Source organism: Exiguobacterium acetylicum, assembly GCF_022170825.1.
Classification (GTDB): domain Bacteria; phylum Bacillota; class Bacilli; order Exiguobacteriales; family Exiguobacteriaceae; genus Exiguobacterium_A; species Exiguobacterium_A acetylicum_B.
This window is the reverse complement of the sequence record NZ_CP081878.1, coordinates 185,146-208,831: the sequence shown is the minus strand read 5'-3', so window position 1 is coordinate 208,831 and position 23,686 is coordinate 185,146. Positions and strand designations below refer to the sequence as shown.

Annotated in this window: 19 protein-coding genes; 11 read left to right on the top strand and 8 right to left on the bottom strand. The window is 47.3% G+C overall.

Annotated elements, in window-relative coordinates; genetic code table 11:
- Nucleotides 1-183: 183 nt before the first annotated feature.
- The 3 genes from K6T22_RS01205 to K6T22_RS01195 all read left to right on the top strand — a co-directional run bounded on the left by K6T22_RS01205 (nucleotide 184) and on the right by K6T22_RS01195 (nucleotide 4,350).
- Entirely contained in the window at nucleotides 184-1,950 is a 1,767-nt protein-coding gene (locus K6T22_RS01205) for a CDP-glycerol glycerophosphotransferase family protein (protein ID WP_238238476.1), read from the top strand.
- Nucleotides 1,947-3,008: an acyltransferase family protein gene (locus K6T22_RS01200; protein ID WP_238238475.1), complete on the top strand. Its 1,062-nt coding sequence runs from the start codon at nucleotides 1,947-1,949 to the stop codon at nucleotides 3,006-3,008. Before K6T22_RS01205 ends, K6T22_RS01200 begins: the two co-directional genes overlap by 4 nt.
- A gap of 145 nt (nucleotides 3,009-3,153) precedes the next feature.
- Nucleotides 3,154-4,350, top strand: a complete 1,197-nt coding sequence (locus tag K6T22_RS01195; RefSeq protein WP_238238474.1) for an MFS transporter — start codon at nucleotides 3,154-3,156, stop codon at nucleotides 4,348-4,350.
- Nucleotides 4,351-4,401: 51 nt separating this feature from the next.
- On the opposite strand, the gene K6T22_RS01190 is transcribed toward K6T22_RS01195, so the two are convergent.
- From K6T22_RS01190 to K6T22_RS01180, 3 genes are read right to left on the bottom strand one after another with little or no spacing between them, the layout of a single operon-like run.
- On the bottom strand, nucleotides 4,402-4,920 hold the full coding sequence (locus K6T22_RS01190) for a DM13 domain-containing protein (RefSeq protein ID WP_238238473.1): 519 nt from the start codon (nucleotides 4,918-4,920) through the stop codon (nucleotides 4,402-4,404).
- Between the two features lie 43 nt (nucleotides 4,921-4,963).
- On the bottom strand, nucleotides 4,964-5,416 hold the full coding sequence (locus K6T22_RS01185) for a DUF4385 domain-containing protein (protein ID WP_238238472.1): 453 nt from the start codon (nucleotides 5,414-5,416) through the stop codon (nucleotides 4,964-4,966).
- Between the two features lie 49 nt (nucleotides 5,417-5,465).
- Nucleotides 5,466-6,095 (bottom strand): TetR/AcrR family transcriptional regulator, encoded by a 630-nt coding sequence (locus K6T22_RS01180; RefSeq protein ID WP_238238471.1) that lies wholly within the window; start codon nucleotides 6,093-6,095, stop codon nucleotides 5,466-5,468.
- Between the two features lie 108 nt (nucleotides 6,096-6,203).
- Between K6T22_RS01180 and kynU the strand changes: the two genes are divergently transcribed.
- From kynU to kynB, 4 genes are read left to right on the top strand one after another with little or no spacing between them, the layout of a single operon-like run.
- Nucleotides 6,204-7,481 (top strand): kynureninase, encoded by a 1,278-nt coding sequence (kynU, locus tag K6T22_RS01175; RefSeq protein WP_238238470.1) that lies wholly within the window; start codon nucleotides 6,204-6,206, stop codon nucleotides 7,479-7,481.
- A gap of 10 nt (nucleotides 7,482-7,491) precedes the next feature.
- On the top strand, nucleotides 7,492-8,871 hold the full coding sequence (locus K6T22_RS01170; protein WP_238238469.1) for an amino acid permease: 1,380 nt from the start codon (nucleotides 7,492-7,494) through the stop codon (nucleotides 8,869-8,871).
- A 23-nt stretch (nucleotides 8,872-8,894) separates the two neighbouring features.
- Nucleotides 8,895-9,734 carry a tryptophan 2,3-dioxygenase gene (gene kynA / locus K6T22_RS01165; RefSeq protein ID WP_238238468.1) on the top strand — a complete coding sequence of 280 codons (840 nt, stop codon included), beginning with the start codon at nucleotides 8,895-8,897 and terminating at the stop codon, nucleotides 9,732-9,734.
- A gap of 13 nt (nucleotides 9,735-9,747) precedes the next feature.
- Complete coding sequence (kynB, locus tag K6T22_RS01160; protein ID WP_238238466.1) at nucleotides 9,748-10,371, top strand: arylformamidase; 624 nt, start codon at nucleotides 9,748-9,750, stop codon at nucleotides 10,369-10,371.
- A 41-nt stretch (nucleotides 10,372-10,412) separates the two neighbouring features.
- On the opposite strand, the gene K6T22_RS01155 is transcribed toward kynB, so the two are convergent.
- From K6T22_RS01155 to cydD, 3 genes are all read right to left on the bottom strand, one after another.
- A complete protein-coding gene (locus tag K6T22_RS01155) occupies nucleotides 10,413-11,051 on the bottom strand; it encodes a cyclase (protein ID WP_238238464.1) in 639 nt (212 codons plus the stop codon).
- Between the two features lie 123 nt (nucleotides 11,052-11,174).
- Nucleotides 11,175-12,884 carry a thiol reductant ABC exporter subunit CydC gene (cydC, locus tag K6T22_RS01150; RefSeq protein WP_238238463.1) on the bottom strand — a complete coding sequence of 570 codons (1,710 nt, stop codon included), beginning with the start codon at nucleotides 12,882-12,884 and terminating at the stop codon, nucleotides 11,175-11,177.
- On the bottom strand, nucleotides 12,881-14,611 hold the full coding sequence (cydD, locus tag K6T22_RS01145) for a thiol reductant ABC exporter subunit CydD (RefSeq protein ID WP_238238461.1): 1,731 nt from the start codon (nucleotides 14,609-14,611) through the stop codon (nucleotides 12,881-12,883). The genes cydC and cydD overlap by 4 nt, the downstream gene beginning before the upstream one ends.
- Nucleotides 14,612-14,819: 208 nt before the next feature.
- On the opposite strand from cydD, the gene K6T22_RS01140 reads away from it, so the two are divergent.
- Nucleotides 14,820-15,302: an Rrf2 family transcriptional regulator gene (locus K6T22_RS01140; RefSeq protein ID WP_238238460.1), complete on the top strand. Its 483-nt coding sequence runs from the start codon at nucleotides 14,820-14,822 to the stop codon at nucleotides 15,300-15,302.
- A gap of 21 nt (nucleotides 15,303-15,323) precedes the next feature.
- Nucleotides 15,324-15,692 (top strand): nuclear transport factor 2 family protein, encoded by a 369-nt coding sequence (locus K6T22_RS01135; protein WP_238238458.1) that lies wholly within the window; start codon nucleotides 15,324-15,326, stop codon nucleotides 15,690-15,692.
- Between the two features lie 65 nt (nucleotides 15,693-15,757).
- Here the strand turns inward: K6T22_RS01135 and ypfJ are convergent, their stop codons facing one another.
- Nucleotides 15,758-16,600: a KPN_02809 family neutral zinc metallopeptidase gene (gene ypfJ / locus K6T22_RS01130; RefSeq protein WP_238238456.1), complete on the bottom strand. Its 843-nt coding sequence runs from the start codon at nucleotides 16,598-16,600 to the stop codon at nucleotides 15,758-15,760.
- 182 nt (nucleotides 16,601-16,782) lie between these two features.
- Between ypfJ and K6T22_RS01125 the strand changes: the two genes are divergently transcribed.
- A complete protein-coding gene (locus K6T22_RS01125; protein ID WP_238238455.1) occupies nucleotides 16,783-21,231 on the top strand; it encodes a polysaccharide biosynthesis protein in 4,449 nt (1,482 codons plus the stop codon).
- Nucleotides 21,232-21,285: 54 nt separating this feature from the next.
- Here K6T22_RS01125 and K6T22_RS01120 read toward each other — a convergent pair whose 3' ends face one another.
- A complete protein-coding gene (locus tag K6T22_RS01120) occupies nucleotides 21,286-22,458 on the bottom strand; it encodes a glycosyltransferase (protein WP_238238453.1) in 1,173 nt (390 codons plus the stop codon).
- A 49-nt stretch (nucleotides 22,459-22,507) separates the two neighbouring features.
- On the opposite strand from K6T22_RS01120, the gene K6T22_RS01115 reads away from it, so the two are divergent.
- Nucleotides 22,508-23,686, top strand: a complete 1,179-nt coding sequence (locus K6T22_RS01115; RefSeq protein ID WP_238238451.1) for an MATE family efflux transporter — start codon at nucleotides 22,508-22,510, stop codon at nucleotides 23,684-23,686.

The following is a 23,686-nucleotide window of genomic DNA, read 5'->3' as shown; positions in this document are numbered from 1 at the left end:
AGTCTGTCTTGAAGTGTTATTTTACAAAAACACAAAAAAATAAAGAAATCCCTATTAATTTTAATGTCTCACGATATAATGAGTGGTGATTTCTAGTTTCACTATACTATGTTCACGTAAAATTTAAAAATCTATCATGATTGTGTAAATGCATTGTAATTATTCGAGCGAGGAGAGATGGTTTTGATAGAAGAGACACTGACCCCTACTTTACATGCTGAGGTCACCTACTTGGAATTGGCTGGAACGACTTTTCGTTTCGAAGCACGCTTAAGTGGGTTGACTGATTTTTTGCGCGCCGAACAAACGTTATTTGAAAATCCTACATTACAACAACAAGCTGAATCAGAGGAGCCGGACGATGAGTACATCCAGTCCGAACCTACCGAAGCATTGGTGCCGCTTGAGCGTGCCATCATCTTCCGTAATAAACGAAATAAACGGACATTCATTTGCCGCTTCCCGTTTGAAGGAGACTGGACGGAAGAGTCCTTTACAGGCGAATTAAATCTGAATCAGATTACGCTGACAGGTCGTCCATTGCCGATGGGGTATTTTGATGCATTCTTCGCCATCGTCCAAGGGAAGACAATTTTACATGAAGCGCCTTTTGGGGATACACGTTCGCTTATCCCAGTCGCTTACCGCGTCGATACAAAACATAGTAACGCCTTAATCTTACTTGAGTACGAACTTGTCGTGCAGTATTCGGAATACAGCAACTCTTTAGGTTTCCATTCCCTAAAAAAAGGCGAAACGAAACGTCTCATCCAAGTCATCGATCGCTATAAGAAGTGGAAGAAGAATATGAAGAAGCGCGCGTTCAAGTTCCGTCGTTTTACGTTTAAAACGATTTATAACGTTACGAAATGGACGCAACCGATTCAAGAGAATAAAGTCATCCTTGCTTCCGATTCCCGGAGCGATATTAGCGGGAATTTTGCTTATATCTTGAATGAAGTCGAGCGTCGTCAGCTCGATCTCGATGTGAAGACGTTCTTCAAACCGAATCTCCAGTCTCGTCGCGATTGGCGTGACAAATTTGCGCTGCCATATCATTTAGCAACAGCAAAAACGATTCTTGTCGATGACTTCTATCCGATGATCTATCCGTTGAATATTCGTAAAGGCAGTGATTTGGTGCAAGTCTGGCATGCTGTTGGCGCATTTAAGACGTTCGGTTACAGTCGTCTCGGAAAACCAGGTGGCCCAAGCGCGAACTCGCTCAGTCACCGGAACTATACGAAAGCGATCGTTAGCTCTCATAACGTCGCCCGTCATTATGCAGAAGGTTTTGGTTTACGGGAAGATCAAGTCGTCGCGACCGGTATTCCACGGACGGACATGTTCTTCGATCAAGCATTCATTGAAGAAGCAAAGTCACGCATTTACGAAGAATATCCGGTCTTCAAACAAAAGAAAGTCATCATGTTCGCGCCGACGTTCCGAGGAAATGGTGCCAAAAGCGCCTATTATGATTTTGATCAACTCGATCTCGATGCTTTATACGAAGCACTCCACGAGGAGTATGTCTTTGTCCTTAAACTGCACCCATTCATCCGTCGCCGGATGGAGATTCCAGAAGTCTACGCTGACTTTTTCCTCGATTTGACGGATCATCGTGAAATCAATGAGTTGCTGTTCGTCTCAGACATCTTAATCACGGATTACTCATCGACGTGTTTCGAGTTCTCTCTACTAAACCGACCGATGTTGTTCTTCGCGTATGATCTTGAGGACTATATCTCAAAACGTGATTTCTATTACGACTTCGAGGAATTCGTTCCGGGTCCAATCGTCAAGACATCGGAAGAGTTGATTGAACGGATTAAAAACAAAGATTTCGAAATGCATAACGTCAAAGCATTCGCCGAATACTTCTTTGAACATCAGGACGGGAAATCGAGCGCCCGGTTCGTTGATCAAATTCTGCTAGGTGAGAAAAAATGACTACTCCTATCAAACCAGTGACCACTCCGTCATACGATCATTGGCTTGGGAACTATAAGGTTTTGCTCATCTTTATGGTCGTCTTCGGTCACTTGATTGAGACGTTCCGAGACTTACCAGGAAACGATAGCGTCAGAATGGCGTATAACGTCATTTACTTGTTGCATATGCCGGCCTTCATCTTCATGAGCGGCTATTTTTTCAAGCAAGTTCGACCTAAACGCATTCTCGCATTCGTTGCCCTCTATTTCATTTGGCAATCGATTCACGAAATCTATTTGTCTTACACGCAGGATGATTCCTTACGTGAGATGCTCGATGGCTTACTCCATCCGCTCGTTCCGAATTGGACGCTGTGGTATCTCCTCGGGATCATCATTTGGCAGACCGTCACGCCCGCTTTCCAGGTGATGCGTTTCCCGCTGATCATTAGTATCTTATTTGCCTTATTGATCAATGCCAATCCAGATGCGATCACGAACTTCCTGTCGTTGCAAAAAGTCGTCAGTTTTTATCCGTTCTTCCTGATGGGTTATCTCGTCAAAGAGCGCGGCTGGTTAACTGACACCGGCTGGCGAAAGCAGCTGACGGCACCAATCGGTCGGTTGACCGGCTTGATTATTTCACTGCTGATTGCCGTCTTCATGATCATCTGGACAAAAAATGGTTTTGATACGGTTTGGTTGTTCTACCGGGATACGTACGGTGAATTTGAAGTTTCGTTACTCAAGGGAGTTGCGATCCAGCTCTTCCTCTATGCCGTCAGTACAATCATGATCTTTTCGGTCCTATTGATCGTTCCACACCGGTCGTTCGGAGAACGCTTCGATCAAATCGGCATTCAGACGCTCGCGATTTACTTGATTCACTCGTTCATCGTCCGTTTGTTCCGTGATTCCGTTCCACCAGCGATTACGGAATCGCCTCTACTATTGATTGGACTGTCCTTCTTGCTTGCTACTGGATTCGTCTGGTTGCTTTCAAGTCGCCCAGTTGTGACGATCTTCCGACCGTTGCTGTCACCGAACGTGAACTGGTTATTGAAAAAAGAACGCTAACTATGAAAAGACTCCATCCTCAAAGGACGGAGTCTTTTTGAATTCATTAACTCGTCTACGTTGACAGGGCTTTAGCTTGAATCTAAGATAATGAAGGTGAAACAAATAACCGCTTTCAGAAAGCGGGTCGAAAGAAGGGGTCCCCTTGCACGCGGATCAACGAAAAAAATTAACGGTCCTCATGATCAATATGTTCATTGCCGTCGGGAGCTTCGGGATCATCATTCCGATTCTGCCCGCTTACTTAGCATCGATTGGACAAGGCGGAACGGCTGCCGGATTGATGATTGCCATCTTTGCCGGAGCTCAGCTCATCATGTCGCCAATCGCTGGAAAATGGGCTGATCAATACGGTCGTCGTAAGATGATCATTTACGGATTAGCCGGCTTAACTCTGTCGATGTTCGTCTTCTATTTCTCGAACTCCGTCACAGTGCTGTACATCTCGCGCGCAATCGGTGGTGCTGGTGCTGCACTTCTAATTCCAGCCATCTTTGCTTACGTCGCGGATATCACGACGATGGATCAACGCGCAAAAGGAAACAGTTACGTCTCCGCCGCGATGTCTCTCGGGATCGTCATCGGTCCTGGTATCGGTGGATTCCTTGCCGAATACGACTTGAAATTACCGCTACTCGTCTCAGCGATCGTCTCTGGTCTCGCAGTCTTATTCAGCGTCTTGTTACTTCAAGAAAGCGAAAAACATGATGCGACGGCAATGGCACCAGATGAAGGATCGATGCTCAAGAAACTCGGTACTTCGTTTAAAAAGCCGTACTTCGTACCGCTCGTCATTACACTCGTCATGAGTTTTGGTCTGATGGCGTACGAATCAGTACTCGGTCTGTTCGTTGATGATCAATTCGGGGCTTCTCCGAAAGATATCGCGATCATGGTAACGTCGACTGGTATCATCAGCGTCATCGCTCAAATCTTCATCGTCGATAAGCTGTCACGTAGTCTCGGAGAAGGAAAGGTCCTGAACCTGTTCCTCTTCATCGCAGCACTCGGCTTCTTGTTATCGCTCTTCACATCAAGCTACGGTGGATTCTTTGCGATCACACTCGTCATCTTCCTTGCGACATCGATTTTACGTCCTGTCTTAAATACGATGATTTCAAAGCTTGCTGGTAATGAGCAAGGCTTTGCCATGGGGATGAACAATGCCTATATGAGCATCGGGAACGTGCTTGGACCAACGCTTGCTGGTGTCCTGTATGACGTCAACATTCTCTATCCATTCGCACTTGGTCTGATTTTCCTCGTCGTAACGTTCATCGGATCATTTATTTGGCAAAAACGTCAATCTCGATTAATCAAAAAAGTCGAACAAACGTCTTAACGTCAAAAAACAATGCGCTGCCGATTTTATATTCGGTAGCGCATTGTTTTTTCATTCGTTCATTGCTTTTAAATCACCTGTTCCAAAATCAGCATCAAAGGCACGACACCAAATGACGACACGGCTATGTTTCGTCAAATCCACGTCTTTTGGAATCTTATAGTTCTGATTTCCTTGATTTCCTTTTAAGGCGCCGAGACGAATGCCGTCTGCTGTATTTTCACCAGGCTCGACCAAATACACAAACAAATCCGGACCATTCGTCGTCTGAAAATCTTCGAAACGTAGATATAACGTATCGTCTACCGTTAGCGTCTTGATGTTCCCTGATGTTTTATAGTTTTTTTCACCGTCTACGAATTGGCCTGATAATGCAGCTTCCGTTTCTTCAGTAGAAGGTGGTGACGCTTCAGGTGTGCTCTCCTTCTCCTTTTGTTCCACTGTCGCAGAACCTGATGGCAGTGCTTCATCGACTGATTCATTCAAAAAAAGCGGTGACGCGAGCCACCAAACTAAAGCTAGTACGCAAACAATGACGATCCCGACGATAATTTTTGATCTTGTTCGCACCGCTCCCACTCCATTCCTCTATTAGAGAAACATGACCGTTCGTTTAACCGTATTGTTTTTGATGTTCCCGTTTTAACGCCAAATACTCTTCATCCGCCCGAATTAAATCCCACTTCTCCTGGAAGATGGCAGCCGACTTTGCTTTTTCTTCATCGATCTCGCGTGTATGCAATTCTTTGGTCTCTTTATTTTTATATTTGCGTCCACCCTTATAGTTCGCGTAGCGTCGCGCGCGCGTATGACCCATCTGAATGAATTTCCGCGCCATGTCCATACCGACGAAGTCCCCGTCCTCTTTATAAGCTAAATACATCTCATAAATTTTGTCGGACGATTCTCGAGCGATTTCCGGCGTCTTAAAACGCCAATGCGGCAAAATCTCACTTTTATATGGTTCGACGAGCAACACCCCTTGCTCTCCGCGCCCGACCCGGTATTTTTCCGGTTCCTTACGAAAATCAGTCGTCTTAAAATCGAGATCATAATCAAATGGCATCCCGGTCACGCTCCCTTCTACTCGGAAACGTTCCCTTCCCGCACACTCATCAATCCTCGATCCGGTAGAGTCCTTGCGTATAAATCGTCGCTAAGACGTTTGCGATTTCTTCAATCGTTGCCGTCGCCTCTTCACGGACGACTTCGAATAAGTACATCTCATTGGCAAAGAACCAGCCACGAGCGACGAGCTTTGAATCAACATCTTGCCGCGCGAGTCCTGTCTCTTGCGCATACTGAATGTCTTGACTGATCCGATCAATGAATCGTTCCCGAATCGCTTTCCATTTTGCACGGACAATATAGGATACACCGATTGCTTGCTCGACAATCCGTAGCATTGCTCGTTCTTCTTCTGCAAGACGTAAGAAATCCGTTGCTTGCGTCACGATGCGTTCTTTCGCCTCCATCGGCGTCGTCGGTTCAAATATTCGTTCCGCAATCGCGTGAAAACGACTCATGACATCTTCCATCAAGACGACGAGTAGCTCATCTTTCCCTTCAAAATGGACATAAGCAGTTCCGTAACCGACGCCAGCTTGTTTAATGATTTGTGAAATCGTTGCGGTCTGAAAATCTTGTTCTAAGAAGACGTCACGTGCTGCACTCAACAGTTTCTCGCGTGTCCGCACCGTACGCAGGTGACGTTTATCGATTTTTTCTGGTTGAGAAGATGACATGTCCTTCACTCCTTTTGTTTTCTCTATTCGATAATATTGACACAATGTCAATTTGTTTGCTACGCTTTTGTCAAAATTGATTGAGCATTCATTTAAGGAGGATGACGTATGACATTGCAAGCAAAACGGACCGATGCCGTTACTCGAGACGAACAAGATGCTTTAGCCGCCTATCGGGATGAGTTTTATCTGCAACCGGGTAGTATCTATATGGATGGAAATTCGCTCGGATTGTTATCAAAACGTGCTGAGAAGACGTTACTCGAGTCGCTATCAGATTGGAAAGAACTCGGCATCGATGGCTGGATGAAGGGACGTCATCCTTGGTTTGAATTATCCGAGCAACTCGCTGCCCTCAACGCACCATTGATTGGCGCTCAGGCAGAAGAAGTCATGGTCACTGGTTCAACGACCGTCAATCTCCATCAACTCGTCGCGACATTCTTCCAACCGACAGAAGGACGCGATAAGATTTTAGCCGATGCACTGACGTTCCCGTCAGACATCTATGCCCTCCAAAGTCAACTTCGCTTGCGCGGGCTTGATCCAGAGACACACCTCATCCAAGTACCGAGTAGTGATGGTCGCTTTTTAGAAGAAGACGATATCATTGCTGCCATGACGGATGATATCGCTTTGATCGTCTTGCCGGCCGTGCTATACCGGAGCGGACAGATTCTCGATATGGAACGTTTGACGAAAGCCGCACACGACCGCGGTATCTTGATCGGTTTTGATGGCTGTCACTCGGTCGGGGCCGTTCCGCATGCTTTCCATGACTGGGATGTTGATTTTGCCTACTGGTGCAATTACAAACACTTAAATGGTGGTCCTGGAACAGTTGGTGGATTATTCGTCCACGAACGTCATTTTGGAACACTGCCTGGTCTGACGGGCTGGTTCGGTTCACGCAAGGACAAGCAGTTTGATATGGATCATACGATGACACCGGCTGCGCACGCCGGAGCATTCCAAATCGGTACACCACACGTCTTAAGTCTCGCCCCACAAATCGGCGCGTTAGAGATGTTCGAAGAAGTCGGTATCGAAGCCGTCCGGACGAAATCACTCGCCTTGACACAGTACATGATGGAACTGGTCGAGCAAGAGTTAGCACCATACGGTTTCGTCATCGGGAACCCGGTCGATGACAAACGCCGTGGTGCGCACCTCAGTCTCGAGCACCCGGAAGCAGCACGGATTTGTAAAGCACTCAAGGAACATCGGATCATTCCTGATTTCCGGGCACCGAACATCGTTCGCTTAGCACCGGTTGCACTCTACAATACGTTCACTGATGTCTATGACGTTATCGCGACACTCAAACAAATCATGAAAGATAAAGAATACGAACGTTTCGCGAATGAACGCGAAGTCGTTGCTTAAGGAGTACACTATGGAACAACCTACTGAACTACGGCGTGAACTCAAGACACGCCAACTCACGATGATCGCGATGGGATGTGCGATCGGAACGGGTCTCTTCCTCGGAAGTGGACTGGCGATCGGACTTGCCGGTCCGAGCGTTCTGATCAGTTACGCAGTCGGCGCCTTCATCGTCTTACTCTTAATGGGCTGCCTCGCTGAAATGACGGTTGCCCATCCAACATCCGGCTCGTTCGGGACGATTGCGGAACGTTATATTAGTCCCTACGCCGGTTTCCTCGTCCGCTATTCGTACTGGATTGCAAACGTCCTTGCGATCGGTGTCGAAGTCAGTGCGATTGCGATTTATATGAAATACTGGTTCCCAGACGTTCCCGGATTCGTTTGGATTCTCGTGTTTGCAGCTGCATTGATTTATATCAATGCCACGACGGTTAATACATTCGCGACCTTCGAATACTGGTTCTCGGTCATTAAAATCAGTGCGATCTTGCTGTTTATCTTACTCGGTGCCTATTTAGTCATCGGTAGTCCAAGTCCTGAGATTGGTCCGCAAAACTTTACGAATGATGGTGGTTTCATGCCATTTGGTTTCTCCGGTCTCTGGATTGCAATCTTCATCTCCTTGTTTAGCTTCCTTGGAACGGAATTGATTGCTGTCACTGCCGGTGAAGCGAAGGATCCGGACGTCGCTGTACCGAAAGCATTAAAAGCGACAGTCTTCCGTCTCTCGACATTTTACGTCATCACGATTGCTTTGATGTTGATGATTGTGCCATGGCAACAAGCAGGTGGCGTCGATCAAAGTCCATTCGTCAAAGTAATGGAGATGCTATCGATTCCGTATGCGGGTGGCATCATGAACTTCATCATCCTGACGGCGGCTCTATCTGCGATGAACAGTCAACTGTACGCTTCGACGCGAATGATGTACTCGTTATCGAAAGCAACGTATGCACCAAAAGTGTTTGGTCGCCTAAATCATAAAGGTGTGCCACTCTTCGCACTCGCCGTATCGACGATCGGGATTTTCCTTGCTGCGATCATCAGCAGTCAGTCGAGCGTCTCTTATCCGTTCATGATGGGGATTTCGATGTTCGGGGCAATCTTCACGTGGTTCATGATTTTCATCTCCCACCTCTACTTCCGTAAAGCGTGGGAACGCGAAGGCGGACGGACGTTACCGGTCCGGATGATGGGCTATCCATATCTGACGGCTCTCGGTGCGTTGCTCTTATTCGCACTCGTACTGACGACATGGTTCACCGATTTCCAAATCGTCTTGAAGTTTGGTGTACCGTGGTTATTGTTCTTGTCTGTTGCATATTTCTTCTGGAAACGAGCACACCCGGAACAACCGACGACCGCTCAAAAACGAAAACTGAATTAATTCGATAAAGGGGATGAACGGGTATGGAAAAGACAGATCCTACGTCTATTGAAGCATCGATTCAAACGGATTTTAAGAAAGACATGTCCTACGGGGACTACTTGCAATTAGATCCTTTGCTTACGAGTCAACATCGCTTATCGGGGCATCATGACGAGATGTTGTTCATCATCATTCATCAGACGAGCGAGCTATGGATGAAGTTGATTTTGCATGAGATGCGTGCGGCAACGCAAGCCGTTGCAAATGATGATCTCGAATCGTCATTTAAGATGCTCGCACGGATCTCAAAAATTCAGCATCAGTTGATCCAGTCGTGGAATGTTCTTTCGACCTTGACCCCTGCCGAATATTTGGAATTCCGCGATGCTCTCGGTCATTCATCTGGGTTCCAGTCGTATCAAAACCGGCAAATCGAATTTGCGCTCGGCTTCAAGAATGAGCAGATGCTAAAAGTGTACGCGCATGACGAAACACTCTATCCGATGATGCTCGAAGACTTGAAGACACCAAGCATCTACGACGAAACGATCCGAGCGATGGCACGACATGGACTACCGATCGACCAGTCTGTCCTCGAACGTGATGTTACGCAGGACTGGACACCGAATGCGAGTGTCGAGGCTGCTTGGGCAAGCGTCTATCGAGATGTCGAGCGGTACTGGGATCTATATGAACTCGGCGAAAAACTACTTGATATCGGGAGTCAGCAACAGATGTGGCGCTTTAACCATATGAGTACCGTCGAGCGGATCATCGGACAGAAGCCAGGAACAGGTGGCTCGTCTGGTGTCAGTTATCTACGGCGTGTGCTCGACCACCGGTTCTTCCCAGAACTATGGTCGGTCCGCACGACATTATGAGGAGGATTCAGCAATGACGCGATGGATTGATGTTTCACAACCACTTGATCGCCACGTCACGACGTGGCCGGGCGATACACCATTTGAGGCCACACTGACGTGGAATAAGGCAGACACTGGCTCCGTTAACGTCGGCAAAGTAACGATGAGCCTGCATACCGGCACTCATGTCGATGCGCCGTTCCATTTTGACGATGCCGGACAAAAGATCATCGATCTGGATCCGGATCTCTATATCGGACATGCTCGTGTCATTTACTTGCCGGGTCGAACAGAAATTACAGCTACTGACTTGGAAGGATTTGATCTCACTGACGTCCGACGCTTGATCATCAAAACGGATGGCTGGATTGATAAGTTAACTTTCCCAGAAACGATACCCGTTTTAACACCAAGTCTTGCCGAGCGACTCGGAGAACTTGGAGTTTCGCTGATCGGGCTCGATTTACCAAGCGTCGATGCAATTGATAGCAAAGAAATGGCAGCCCATCACGCCCTCGCGCGACATGGTGTCCATATCCTTGAAGGACTTGTTCTCGATGCAATCACGCCCGGTGATTATCATTTAAATGCTGTACCACTTCCACTTGTTGACGGAGACGGTAGTCCCGTTCGTGCCTTACTTCGTCCCTACTAAACAAAAATCCGTCCAGCTAACTCTCTGCTGGACGGATTTTTTTACTTATGTAGCGGCTCAAATAAACTGACTTCGATCTGACGAATGACGTGTCTAAGAACTGCAAGTGACGCATCGACCTCAAATCCTTGATCGAGGGAATGATTCGCTCCTTCGATGACATCAATCGTCAGTAATGACGTCCGACACGTTTCGAGTAGCGCTTCATCATAAAACTTATCGGCTGTCCCGATGACGAGGAGTCCAGCTTGCGACGAATTGGCGATTTGCTTGACCACTTCATTCAGGACAGGTGTTAAAAAGACGAAGCGTGCTTGCTGTAAGTTTGGTTTAGCAAGTAACGCGGCAAGCGGAATCGTTCCTAACGACTTCGCAATGAACTGGACGTTTTCATATGGATGCGTCGCGAGCACTTCTGAGACGACAGCGTCGACCCGGCGCGTCATGCACGTATTCGATTCCGCGTCTGACATCGAAAATAAATCTTCCGTCACGTAGTGAATACAGATGACATCGATGCCACGAGCGAGTAGTGCCATCCGGCTGTAGTAAAAGTAAGGGTGATCATATAAGTAAGATGCTCCCGAGATCAAGAAACAGACCTGTTTTGATCCCATCTGAAAATGATCATATGAAATGGTCGTCTGATCGACGACGATGGATGATTGCTCGATGCGCATGAAATCCCTCCACGTTTTTTCTAGACTTTACCATTTCAAAAGTAGACTGTCATGTCTTTTCAGTTCTTTCAAGCTAAATAAAAAGGCAATGAACCCTACTTGATTCATTGCCTTTCATACTTTTTATCCGATCGGAGCAAACACCGATTGCTCGACTTGTTTTAACTCGTAAAACGCACCTTGTCGTGCCATCAATTCGGCATACGTTCCGACTTCGATGACTTGACCTTGATCCATGACGATGATTTGATCCATCGCTTCAAGACCTGCTAAGCGGTGGCTGACGAGGACGAGTGTCGCGTCCGTTGCTCGCGCGAACAGTCGCGTAAGAATCATCTGTTCTGTCAAAGCATCAACGGAGGACGTCGGTTCGTCCAGCAAGTAAAGCGATGCTTCCCGCAAGAGCACGCGGGCAATTGCTAGCCGTTGCTTTTCTCCCCCGGATAAGTTCTCTCCTTTTTCAAACACACGATCACTCAACTCGAACGTCGTTAATCCAACATCGTCGAGTGCTTGCCGCATCGCTTCGTCCGTTGCTGCTTCGTTTGCGAGCAACAGATTATCGCGAAGCGTTCCATAGAAGTAATGATTCTGTTGCAAGACGACATTCGCGTGCTGCCAGAGTCCTTCCGGATCAACCGTCTGACTGCCTTGCCCAGCAATCATTAATCCGTCTGTCGGATACATCCGCAACATTAATTGAAGTAACGTTGATTTCCCAGAACCACTAGCTCCGACAATCGCTGTCTTCTTACCAGCCGGAATCGAAACAGTGACGTCACGTAAGACCGGACGTGGTGCATCAGGAAACGTAAACGTCAACGCATTCGTTTCGAAGGACGGTGCTTGATCGAGGACGAACGGAGCGTAAGTCGGCTCCTCTTGCTCGGTCACGACTTCATCGAGTCGTTTCGCAGCATGGCGGCTATCTTCGAAGAAACCGGGTAAAATCGCCATCGGTGCCGCATTCTCAAAGACGGTCAGCGATGTCATGACGAGTAAGGCAAGGAAGACACCTTCGAGTTGTCCGCTTGCGACGAGATAAGCACCAACACCGAGGACAAGCCAAGAGATGATCAGTGTCGCCATCGTATTTAAGGCAAGGTTTGAGACAGCATGCAAGCCATTGCGTTTTTCTTCCTCGACATACCGTTTCGCGACCGCATTCAAGTCCTGTTCCTTTTGGTCGAGCTGTTGGTAAATCTTCAAATCACGATAGCCTTGGAATAACTCTGTCACTTCTGTCGACAAGTCACCGCGTCGGACACGGACCGAGCGCGCGAAGCGCTGTTCGCGGTACGCGAACCATCCCGGAATCAAGAAACCGGTCAGAATCAAACCAAGCAACAGAATACCGGCAATCGTCCATGAGAAGAAACTGACGAAAAAGATCGTACAGAAGAAGACGAGCAACAACACGATCGGTGGATAGAGGACGCGTAAGAACGTGTTTTGCAGACTCTCGACGTCCCCGACGATCCGGGCAAGTAAGTCACCACTGCGGTACTTCCCGAAGATTCCAGGTGCGAGTGGTTCGAGTCGACGGTAGAACGACGTCCGGATGTCACTGAGAATCGTAAACGTCGCCCGGTGCGAATAATAACGTTCCGCATAACGACTGGCGGCGCGCGTCAGACTCGAGATTTTCTGTAGGGCGATCAAGACAGCGAGCGTCTGGATCGGCGGCAATAAGGCTGCCTTTGAGATCAGATAACCACTCGCTGCGAACAAACCGACTGCCGTCACACCGGCGAGGACACCGAAGAAGATCGACCAGGCAATATCGCGTTTTTGATGCACCATCAACCGAAAGACTCCTAGTAATTCCTTCATCGTGTTTCCTCCCCTCTCTGCACGCTACGCATCCGCGCATATTCCGAATCGCGACGGAGCAGTTCGTCGTGTGTGCCGCGGTCGACGATTCGTCCGCCATCGAGAACGACGATTTGATCCGATCGTTCGATCGTATGCAAACGGTGCGCAACAGTGATGACCGTTGCCGATTGTCCGAGTCGCTCAATTGCTTGTTGGAGCAGTCGCTCCGTTTTGACATCGAGTCCAGTCGTCGGTTCATCAAAGACGACGACGTTCGGGCGTTTTAAGAACGCCCGTGCTAAGGCAACACGTTGCTTTTCTCCACCTGATAGACCACGTCCACCTTCTCCGATGACCGTGTCGATCCCTTCAGGCAACGTCGCGATCAACTCTTCGAGTCCTGCCGCCTGTGCGGCTTCAAAAATCTCTTCCGCCGTCGCTTGACGAAGCTCACCAATCGCGATGTTTTCCGCGAGTGTTCCGGCATATAAATACGGATGTTGCGAGATGTAGCTCAACTGACGGAACCAACTTGTTTCCTCCGCCTGACTGCGCTCGATCCCGTCGAGCAGAATCCGTCCTTCTTGTGGATCTGCGAGTCCGGCAATCAACTGCAAGACGGTCGATTTACCGGCACCACTGCGACCAATCAACGCTACCTTTTGATACGACTCAATCGTAAGCCCGATATCTTGCAGGGCAAAACGTCCTTCTTGATACGTAAAGCCGACTTCATCCAAGACGATTTGCGGTGGGCGATTGGTCGCAAGTTCCGATTGACCGAATGCAACGGGGCGATCGTCTGCCGTCAGTTCGGCTGCGATTTGCTTCGCTGCTGCGACACTACCGCGTCCCGTATGGAAAGCAGCCCCCATCTCCTTCAGTGCCAGGTAATACTCCGGTGCCAACACAAGCATTAAGAATGCTGGGATGAACGTAATGCTTTGGAACAAAATCAAGCGCAGACTGACTTCAAGTGCAATCATTCCCATACTGAGCATCGAAATGAACTCGAGCATCAGCGAGGACAAGAAAGCAAGCTTCAAGACAGTCAATGTCGCATCTCGAAAATCAAGACTGCTTTTTTCGATGACGTCACGTTGTCGTTTCGCACGACCAAATAACTTCAAGGTCGTCAGTCCTTGTAACGTATCGAGGAACGTTCCCGAGAATGCTGTCATCTTCTCGAGTTGAGCATCGGCCCGCTTTTGCGTCATGATGCCGATGATGATGTAAAACAGCGGAATGAACGGTGCCGTAATCATCATGACGAGACCCGTGATCCAGTCATAACTGAATGCCGCAATCAAGACCATCAACGGAACAATCGTCGTCTGGACGACTTTCGGCAAGTACTGACTATAGTAGCTGTCCATCTCGTCTACGGCGTCGAGCAAAACACTGACCTTTTGTCCCGCTTGCCCTTGTAGCATCATCTCGACTGAGCGACTCGTATATTTCGCAACGAGTGCTTCCCGGAGTGCCTGCTTCATGTGTGCTGATAACGTCGTACCGAGACGACCGTTCCAATACGTCACAGCGACCCGGAGCAACAGCATGCCGAGAACGACGAGTAGTAACGGAATGACGGCTTCAAACGGTTGCTCTTTCAGGAAAATCCGATCGACTGTCAACACGATGCCGTACGATTGACCGACGACCGCAACCCCCATCAGGAAAGCCGCAATGATGAATTGAATGAGAATACTACGTGGAATCTGAACGATTCCTTTTAATGGATTCATATACAAACGTCCTTTCACAAAGTGTGAACGACTTTTAGTGAATATTTTCACATATCGTACATTTAGTATACCGAATCCGGAACGGGGATGCCATGCAGATGCTGTCGAAAAGGTGTGACGGTTTTGTGAGAGCATATCATTCGACAAATCTTTATACCTAAACTATTATGGATATACATTATCCACGTTTAACGAAAGGAGTCTTTCTATGCAAATGAAAACAGGAGTCGAGCAATCCGTTTATGCGATGTTGCTCTTAACCTTCTTGCCGGAGCGCGCCGTTTTGTCCGGTGAGTTCATTAGTCAACAACTTGGTGCTTCACCGACTTACTTCCAAAAACTCTTACGAAAACTCGTTCAGGCGGATCTGTTGTATTCCGTACCAGGTGTCAAAGGGGGCTTTCGCTTACGACGTTCGGCAGACGAAATTCAAATCTTCGATGTCTACCAAGCCATTGAGGGCAAACAGACGTTGTACGCGTCAAGCGGTGTCTTTAAAGATTTGATGGGAATTCAAGAACAGGAGATCGGTCTGCTTTCAAATCTGATGACAGAGGCGGAAGACGCATGGCAGTCGACATTAAAACGTGAATCAATCGGCTCGATTCGTCAAGCCATCGATACATCCTGTCCACCAGAACATTTAGAACGGCTTCATATGTTAATCAAAGATCGGATGATGGCACTTTAATTAAAGAAAGAGGTTATTGCTATGGTATTGAATCGTTATTTTGACTTATTCGACGCGTCACGCACGGACGCACAAGCTTTCGAGGATCTCGTATCTTTGTTTACGACGGATATTACGTTCGTTTTAAACGGACAACCGCAACACGGCATCGACGCCTGGAAACAATTCGTCCGTTATGTGTTCACGGCGAATCAGGATATTAAACACATGTATGCAGGCTGGGAAGAGACAACACCCGGAACGTATGCAACACGCTGGGCAGTCTGTGGTAAACGTGCCGACGGTAGTGTCTTTACGCAAGATGGAAAAGATATCGCACGTCTCGACGGAAACGGACGGATCGCCTATCTCGAAAACGTTCCGGATGATCCAACGATGTTCCGGTCATAAGATGGTCTTTAAATAACGAAAACCTGTGTTCCGCATAAGCAGAACACAGGTTTTTTGCCTATCTGTTATAGATTTTTTGCCTTGAATGTATCTCCGCCTTCAATCGTTCCGTTATCAAAACCTTTTTGGAACCAACGCTCCCGTTGTGCCGATGTGCCGTGGGTAAAACTTTCCGGTACGACATATCCTTGCCCTTTCTCTTGTAACGTATCGTCCCCGACAGCATTCGCTGCCGTCAACGCTTCTTCGAGATCGCCTTCTTCGAGCAAGTTTTCGCCTTGCGCGTGATGTGCCCAGACACCCGCGTAATAATCTGCTTGTAGCTCGAATCGAACAAGGTATTTATTGAACTTCTCTTCACTCATCTGTTCTCGAAGTGGCATGATCTCATCCGACTTTCCAAGCAACGTTTGGACGTGATGCCCGACTTCATGTGCAATGACATAGGCCATCGCAAAATCGCCCGGTGCCCCGTACTTCGTCTGCAGTTCATCATAAAAGCTTAAATCGATGTATAATTTCTGATCACCGGGACAATAAAAGGGACCGACCGACTTCCCGGCTTGTCCACAAGCCGAACTGACTTGATCTGTGTATAAAACGAGCTTCGGTTTTTTATACGTCTTGCCGTCTTGTTCAAACTCTTCCGTCCAGACCCGTTCCGTATCGGCTAGGACGACGGAAACAAAATCCGCTGCTTCTTTTTCCTGTGCCGTTTCTTGATACGCCGTATCTTGCTGATCACTACCAGTTAAGTCTCCCAGTAATTCAGCTGGATTACCGCCCATCAAGGTGATGACGATCAACAGGATGATCCCGACACCCCCACCGATACCGGCAATTCCTTTCCCACCCATCCCCCGTCGATCCTCAACGTTCGAACTCCGTTGTCTTCCCTTCCATTTCATGCGCTTTCCTCCTACTCGTTTCGTTGTAGGTCTTTACCCGAAAGCATTCGTCCGTAATGCTCCTTCTCACGACGGACGTTCCCTCTAGCAATTATTGCTAAAATAAGTACATCCATTTCTAGGAATATCACTCCTCTATAGAGAAGAAGTTCAGCACGGATTTTCATGAAAGGAGCAACCTGATGTCTTCTTTACGTCAACGCGTCATGACTTTTACTCATATATATCGAAAGGATATCATCGTATTATCGGCTATGTTCCTATTCATTCTCGTATATAGTCTTCCACTATTTCGTTCTGGAATGGTCACGTTCAGTGATATGTCATTCGGACTTTCCTCTCATCGCTACTTAGAAGAGATTTATGGCGCTTGGAACAATCGTTGGAGTACGACGACACTTCTGAACGTCGCGCGCTTGCTCTACATCTTACCGTTTTATTTATTAAGTCTATTATTCGGCTCGTCCGGACCAGTCTTGATCAAGTCGTTCATCATCGGTCTGTTGACGATTTCTGCCCTATCGATGTTTGCCCTTACGAAACGTCTCCATTCCGTGTATGTGTCAAAACACTTTTCCTACCTGTCACTAATTGCTTTCGCGATCGCCGCTTTGTTTTATGCCTTAAACCCCTGGGTGATCACGCGAATCCAGCATATTTATTTACTTTGCGGCTACTCTGTCTTTCCGTACGCTTTGATGTTGTTTTTTAACATTTTCGACCCGAAGTTTCGTGAACAGCTTGATCCCGGATTCCGCTTCTCTGATCGGTTAAGTCGACGAACATGGATTGACATCACTGGTTTATCAATCGTCTTCGCTTTCATGGCAGCTGGCATTCATTACTTCTTCTTTTCCTTGATCTACATGGGCATCATGGTCGGATTAATTTTCCTAAAGACGAGTTGGACACGACGCAAGGAACGCGTCTGGTCTTCCTTACTCTGGTTTTATGTTCGGGCAACCTGCGCCTTCGGTATCATCTTTTTACTGTTCAATGGTTATTGGTTCTTGATGTACGTCGGCTCGATTCTGACCGGATCTCAAGCCTCACAGCATAATATCAATGTCTCTGATACATTGATGTTGTTCAGTCGGCACTCGAGCTGGACGAATGTTTTATTTTTAACGAGCTATTGGTGGCCGATGTTTGATTTGACGACACTACCGCTTACGTTTTGGATTGGTGGTGCCATTACCCTTTTACTCATCTTAATAGGAGCGATTGTCGCGTATCGCCAACCGATCCATCTCTTCTTCAGCTTGCTTGCGATTCCACTGATCGTCTTCGCGACCGGTACACATGAACAAGTTGCCGATGCGTTTGTCCTGTTCGTGACGAAGACACCTTTGATTGGTGCGATGTTCCGCGATCCGAACAAACTCGTTGGTCTATTGATGGTCAGTTATAGCTTGTTGCTTGCCGTCGGGTTAAACGCCGTCTTTATCCGTGCGTCCCGGACAATTCCCTTACAGCTGTACCGGATTGTCTCGATCTTCGGTACGCTGATTGTCGTCGCCTGCTTTTTCCTTCCTTACCGGACTGTCTATATGGAAGGTTTTTATCATCCGGTCAAAATACCGAAGGAATACACTGCTATCCAAGAAGAAGTCGATGGAAAATGGTTGCAGTTCCCGATTGCGGACGAGATGACGCAACCGAGTACCGGTATCGCGACTCCCCGCTGGAATCAAAATCCACGTAAGGGTGGAGAAATCAAAGCAACGGGTGACGTTCAGGTTTATACGTCAGCGCATGATACCGTCTTTCATCATGAAGGTGCTTCCCCGACGATCGGTTATATGATGACGTTCATGCAGTATCTACTCGATACTGGTCGGTCGGAACAAGCCGGACAAATCGCGAAAGCGTTCGGATTAAAACAGTTTGCTTACCGCGATGAATACACGGGAATGAAAGATCGACAAGACTTCAATTTAAAGATTCTACAGGAACAACGTGATCTTGTACAAACGAAGCAAATCGGCTTATTCACCTTATTCGACTTGATTGCACCGCTCGATACTCGAACCGTTCCACAATTGATTTTGACACCGTATGGACTCGAACGCTCAATCAGTTATCCGACACTGGATGGATACGATCTCGGTCGTCAATCGATCTTGTATGCGACACAAGCCCATCAGAACAGTCTCTCCTGGATGAAACAGGGGGATATCGTCGAAATGATCGAAGAAAACGATCTTGTGCTCAGTCAGGTGCCAGAAGAATACTACTGGAAACCGTTCGAAGCGATCGATTCAGCGAATGCTTTCCTGAACTGGGGTAAGACGTTCCTTCGAAATAATGACTGGCGCTGGTATTTACGGACGCAAGGTATGACGAATCCATCGTTCGATCTCAATTTTGGGGACGGCATCGGTTTATCGTTTGCTTCCGCCCGGATTGACGCACCCGTCTACAAATTAGACGGACTAAAGGCGAAACAGGTCGCTTCCTTTAACTCGATGCTTGAGGATGAGACGTTCTTTAAAGCCGATAATCCGGACATCGTCGACTTGTCCCCGAATCCGATGTCAAAAGATAACGACTTACCGGTCCTCCACGCCGAAGTCGCGGAAGGTGATCCGAAATATATCTGGCAAGTCGCGAAATCCGGTAAGTTACCGGCACGACCGAACAATGCCTATCGCTTCGATATTACAGCGAGTGGTCGTGGCGTTGACCGCTTGCATATCAAAGTCCGGTTCTTTGATGAAAAGGATCGTGAACTGAATCAAACGTATGTCGTCGCTCCACGTGATTCTGGTGATGTCGATGCGATTCACTTGCAAGGTGAATATGTCACACCGCGGAACGCAAAGACGATGCGGATCGATCTACTCAGCTTCCAACGCCCTGAGCGAAAAACGTACTGGTGGGTTCATGACATTAAAATCTTTAGCTATGAGGATTATATGATTCCGAACACGTTTACGATGACGAAAGATTTACCTGCTGGTCGCTACGCTGGTTTTGCCCGCGTGCTGTTGAATCAAAAAGGGGGTCAGCTCGATCTGACATTCAATAAACGAGGTGTAACGATCCCAACGCAACAACAATCCGGTGCTAAACTCGCTTGGGTGCCACTCGGTTCGTTCACGACACCGACCGGTCCTGCGACGCTCAGTGTCACGAATACGGAAGGGTTCAATGCCATCCAAAATATCGTCCTGATTCCGGAAGAAAAGTTGACCACTTTACGAAAACGGGTTGATGATACGCTCGCTTTCACGAAAACCTTGATGGTACTCGAGGCAGAGACCGGATTTGATTACACGGGACACTTGCAGTCGGAGCGAAACTATCCTGGACTGAGCTTTGGGAAAGGAATCGCTGCGCAACGTGGACGTTTACAGCGTTCGATCGATATTCGAGAAGCGACGAACTATCAACTTCAATTGATGTTGACCCCACCACCAGGAAGCGATGGTCAGGTCACCGTCAAAATTCGAGACGGTAAACAGATCGTCTTCGAACGCTCCTTGTCCCGTGCCGATATTCTAAAGGGTCAAAAACATCAAGAGCAGATCGGTGATCAGACGGTCACATACGATCCGTTGCATCTAGCGTTCCCATACCGAATGATGGAATTGAATGATGTCTATCAAACGTTATACGATGTGAAGTTGTCCGATATCCCACTCGAGAAGGGAAGCTATCAAGTCGAACTATCCTATGCGAGTAAGGTGCCGTCACTCGTCGATTGGAAAGATCTACACAAGTTTGATCCGAGCGAGATCGTGACCGATAAAGCGCTCGCTGCTCCCGAGGCGGCAGCGAATTGTGCGACATGTGTCTCGATCACGGACGATATGTTTGACGCAAGTGAAACAGAAGACGGCTACACGATTGATTATGAACCGACATGTTCGTGTGACTGGTACATTTATGCCTCGCAAAAAATGAAGGTGAAACCGAGTCACGAATATTTGATTCAATTCGACGCCGTCAGTAAGAACGTTCGTCAGCGGCATCTTAAAGTCTATTACTTGGATGAAGATGATCGTGTCATTGGGACGGACTTCATTAATGAAGTCGAGGAAAAGAAGAAAAAGCAGTGGAATCACTATGAGCAGATCGTCACTCCACCGAAGAAGACCGTGCGGATGCAACTACACATCTGGACGCGTGGGAATGAGAAAAAAGCTGGTCAATTGCGTCTGAAGAATCTTGAAGTGTTACCATACGATCAACTGATCTTGGTTGACCAGTTGGTTCTCTCGGAACAAAGTGAAACGTTGTTCTCGACAGAAGCTGCCCGTGCACTTAACGTGGACGCCTCACAGATGGGACGGGATATAACAAGCGATGCCGCACTCGGACGCTTCACAGTCAATGATTCACCGACGCCACTATTCGAGTTACAGACAAAAGAAGAAGTGATGCGTGGAAATACTGCTTTAAATGGTGTCAGTCAGTTGTACCGCTCAAACGAGAAAACGGCACACGTATCCGTCGTCCTCCGTCCGATCTATTATTCGGGTCTCGTCATTCTAGTACTGGCTTTACCGATTAGTATCTTAGTGATTTACTTCATGACAGGCAAGCGCGGTATTGCGATGCAGTCGCGCGTTGCATCCTTCGTCAAAAAACGCGTGCCTCGCTTGCGACGTGCGAAGAAGAAATAATCCATCGATACAACGAAATAAGGACAACGGGAATTAATTCCCGTTGTCCTTATTTCATTTCACCGGTACTTCTTCTTTCCGATGACGCTTGTATAAGCTAAACATCGTCTGCAAGAACGCAATCGAATCCTTTACGAGATTGACGTGTGATCCTTCGCGTTCGATACAAGTTACGGGTTGTTGGTACACCCGCAAGCGCTCTTTTTTTGCTGCATACATCAACTCCAAATCAATCGCGAGACCGCTCTCGACGTGCAGATAAGGCAACAGACGATGAACGACACGTCGGTTGATGATCTTTAAACCGGTCTGCGAATCGGTCACACCTTTTGGTAAAAAGAAGCGCGTCAGATTGCGTTTACCGAAGCTCATGAAACGACGGACGGCACCCCGGTCTTCAATCGTCAAATCCTTCGTTCCGACGACGATGTCATAATACCCTTCCTGGGCAATCGTCAACAGACGGGCGATATCTTCGATCCGAAACGAATTGTCCGCATCGACGAAAACATAATAATCACTTGAGATGTTTTTCATCCCTTCGATGAATAAACCGGCTTTCCGTGTATTTTGTTCGACTTGATGGACTTCGAGATAACCGACGGTGAATAAAGTATCCGTCGCTTCCATGACGATCGAACGGTACTCCTGTAAGAGTGCCTTAGATCGATCAGATGACGCGTCATCAAAGAAGTTGATCGAGGCGTGAATGTAATCTTCGCTGATGAAGGTCGCGAGCGATTCCAGAAAATCTTTTACATAATTAAAACGTTTCTCTTCGTTAAATATTGGCAATATAAAGGCTATAGTATCCTTTAAAATGGGATATTCAGGATGGATAATATGCTGGATTTCAGCAAATAATTCATTTGGGTAAGCCGGACGATAGGAAAACAGGCGCAACATACCATCACCTTGGACCAAATGATATGGAAAATCACCTTTTCGTCGAATTGCTTCCTTGACCATCAGAATCTTTGATCGGGGTCGTGTCGCACGAATCTGATTGGCGATGGCTAGCTCATCTTCACGTGTTTCATAATCAACGATATACAATAATATTTCATGCGTTTCCGCTTCTTTGATTTCTGTAATGGCAATTTGTTGGAAAGAAGCAGGACATTTCCCTGGTTGTGTATAAAATAGAACAGGATAATAGGAAATCAGTGATTCGTAAGGAATCTGACGAAAATGATCAGTGAACACAGCAATGTATTCTTGACTCATAAGGCTCATCCTTTCCATGAAACAACTCTGACTAGTGGGAGGTGTATTGATGACAAGCTTTATCCAACGACATGCTGTCCTCTTGATTTTTCCGATTCTTGATGTGGCACTGAATCTCGTCAACTATGCCTATCACTTATTGTTGGCTCGCGAACTTTCTAGTGCTGTTTACGGATTGCTCAATGCTTACCTGGCTTTCTTAGGTCTACTACTGATCATCGGCAGCGCCTTACAATGGACCGTCACCCGGGACTACAGTCAACAAAAAACGAATAATTACAAAAATCTCAGTATACGCATTTTAGCGATTACAGGATCTATCTTACTTATTTTACTTTATGCATTACCCTATTTCCTGCCATTTACCAAAATAAACCTTCTGATTGTTTACTTTATTGTCGGTTTCCACATTCTTTTGTCCTTTCGCCGTGGTGTGTTACAAGCAACAGAACGCTTTTATGCACTCAACCTCTCTTATTACATCGAATCCGTCGTCAAAGTCTTAGCCACCTGGCTCTTAATCCAACAGACGAACGTTACGTATGCCCTTATTTTCATTCTACTCGGCATGATCGCATCCTATCTGTTAAGTCTTACGCAAGTTTCCTTTCCAGTCAGCAAAGGACAAATGGAAGCTAGCGGACTTATCCACATGATTCATACACAGGTCGTCATGACCTTGTTCTTCACACTTGATAGTCTGCTTGTCACACGCTACTTTCCACAGCTAGCAGGAGACTATTCTGTCGCCTTACGGTTTGGTCAACTCTTATTGTTCGTCGCACTCTCCTTGGCACAGTTGTTGTTGCCACGCCTAAGCCAAAAGAGCCAAGAGGACTCGTTCCACCTTTGGGAACGTCGATTTTACAGTCTTCTCCTGAGTGGACTCATTCTTGCCGTTCTCATCTACTGGACGATCGTGCCATATCTGATCCCTCTACTGTTCGGTGATGGTTATGAAGCGGCAGCACATTACATCAAATATATGGTTTTTGTCTATGCCGGTATTACCCTGATTCAGTATGAAGCCCTTGTTCAGTTTTCGCTTCATCGAACCGGTTATCTAAAAGGTTATTGGCTGATTCTCATTCTGTTCGCCATCGCACTAACGACGATGCACTCAACGATTGAAGTATGGTTACTTGCGCAGGCGACCGTTTTCTTAGTCAGCGCTATCGTATTACGCTTCACCTTGCCACGACACCCGAATTCAGTGAAGGAGGTATAA

Coding starts and splice junctions, on each gene's coding strand:
- K6T22_RS01200 (WP_238238475.1), top strand. CDS start 1,947: ATGACTACTCCTATCAAACCAGTGACCACTCCGTCATACGATCATTGG.
- K6T22_RS01185 (WP_238238472.1), bottom strand. CDS start 5,416: ATGCCATTTGATTATGATCTCGATTTTAAGACGACTGATTTTCGTAAG.
- K6T22_RS01180 (WP_238238471.1), bottom strand. CDS start 6,095: ATGTCATCTTCTCAACCAGAAAAAATCGATAAACGTCACCTGCGTACG.
- kynU (WP_238238470.1), top strand. CDS start 6,204: ATGACATTGCAAGCAAAACGGACCGATGCCGTTACTCGAGACGAACAA.
- K6T22_RS01170 (WP_238238469.1), top strand. CDS start 7,492: ATGGAACAACCTACTGAACTACGGCGTGAACTCAAGACACGCCAACTC.
- kynA (WP_238238468.1), top strand. CDS start 8,895: ATGGAAAAGACAGATCCTACGTCTATTGAAGCATCGATTCAAACGGAT.
- kynB (WP_238238466.1), top strand. CDS start 9,748: ATGACGCGATGGATTGATGTTTCACAACCACTTGATCGCCACGTCACG.
- K6T22_RS01155 (WP_238238464.1), bottom strand. CDS start 11,051: ATGCGCATCGAGCAATCATCCATCGTCGTCGATCAGACGACCATTTCA.
- cydC (WP_238238463.1), bottom strand. CDS start 12,884: ATGAAGGAATTACTAGGAGTCTTTCGGTTGATGGTGCATCAAAAACGC.
- cydD (WP_238238461.1), bottom strand. CDS start 14,611: ATGAATCCATTAAAAGGAATCGTTCAGATTCCACGTAGTATTCTCATT.
- K6T22_RS01140 (WP_238238460.1), top strand. CDS start 14,820: ATGCAAATGAAAACAGGAGTCGAGCAATCCGTTTATGCGATGTTGCTC.
- K6T22_RS01135 (WP_238238458.1), top strand. CDS start 15,324: ATGGTATTGAATCGTTATTTTGACTTATTCGACGCGTCACGCACGGAC.
- ypfJ (WP_238238456.1), bottom strand. CDS start 16,600: ATGAAATGGAAGGGAAGACAACGGAGTTCGAACGTTGAGGATCGACGG.
- K6T22_RS01125 (WP_238238455.1), top strand. CDS start 16,783: ATGTCTTCTTTACGTCAACGCGTCATGACTTTTACTCATATATATCGA.
- K6T22_RS01120 (WP_238238453.1), bottom strand. CDS start 22,458: ATGAGTCAAGAATACATTGCTGTGTTCACTGATCATTTTCGTCAGATT.
- K6T22_RS01115 (WP_238238451.1), top strand. CDS start 22,508: ATGACAAGCTTTATCCAACGACATGCTGTCCTCTTGATTTTTCCGATT.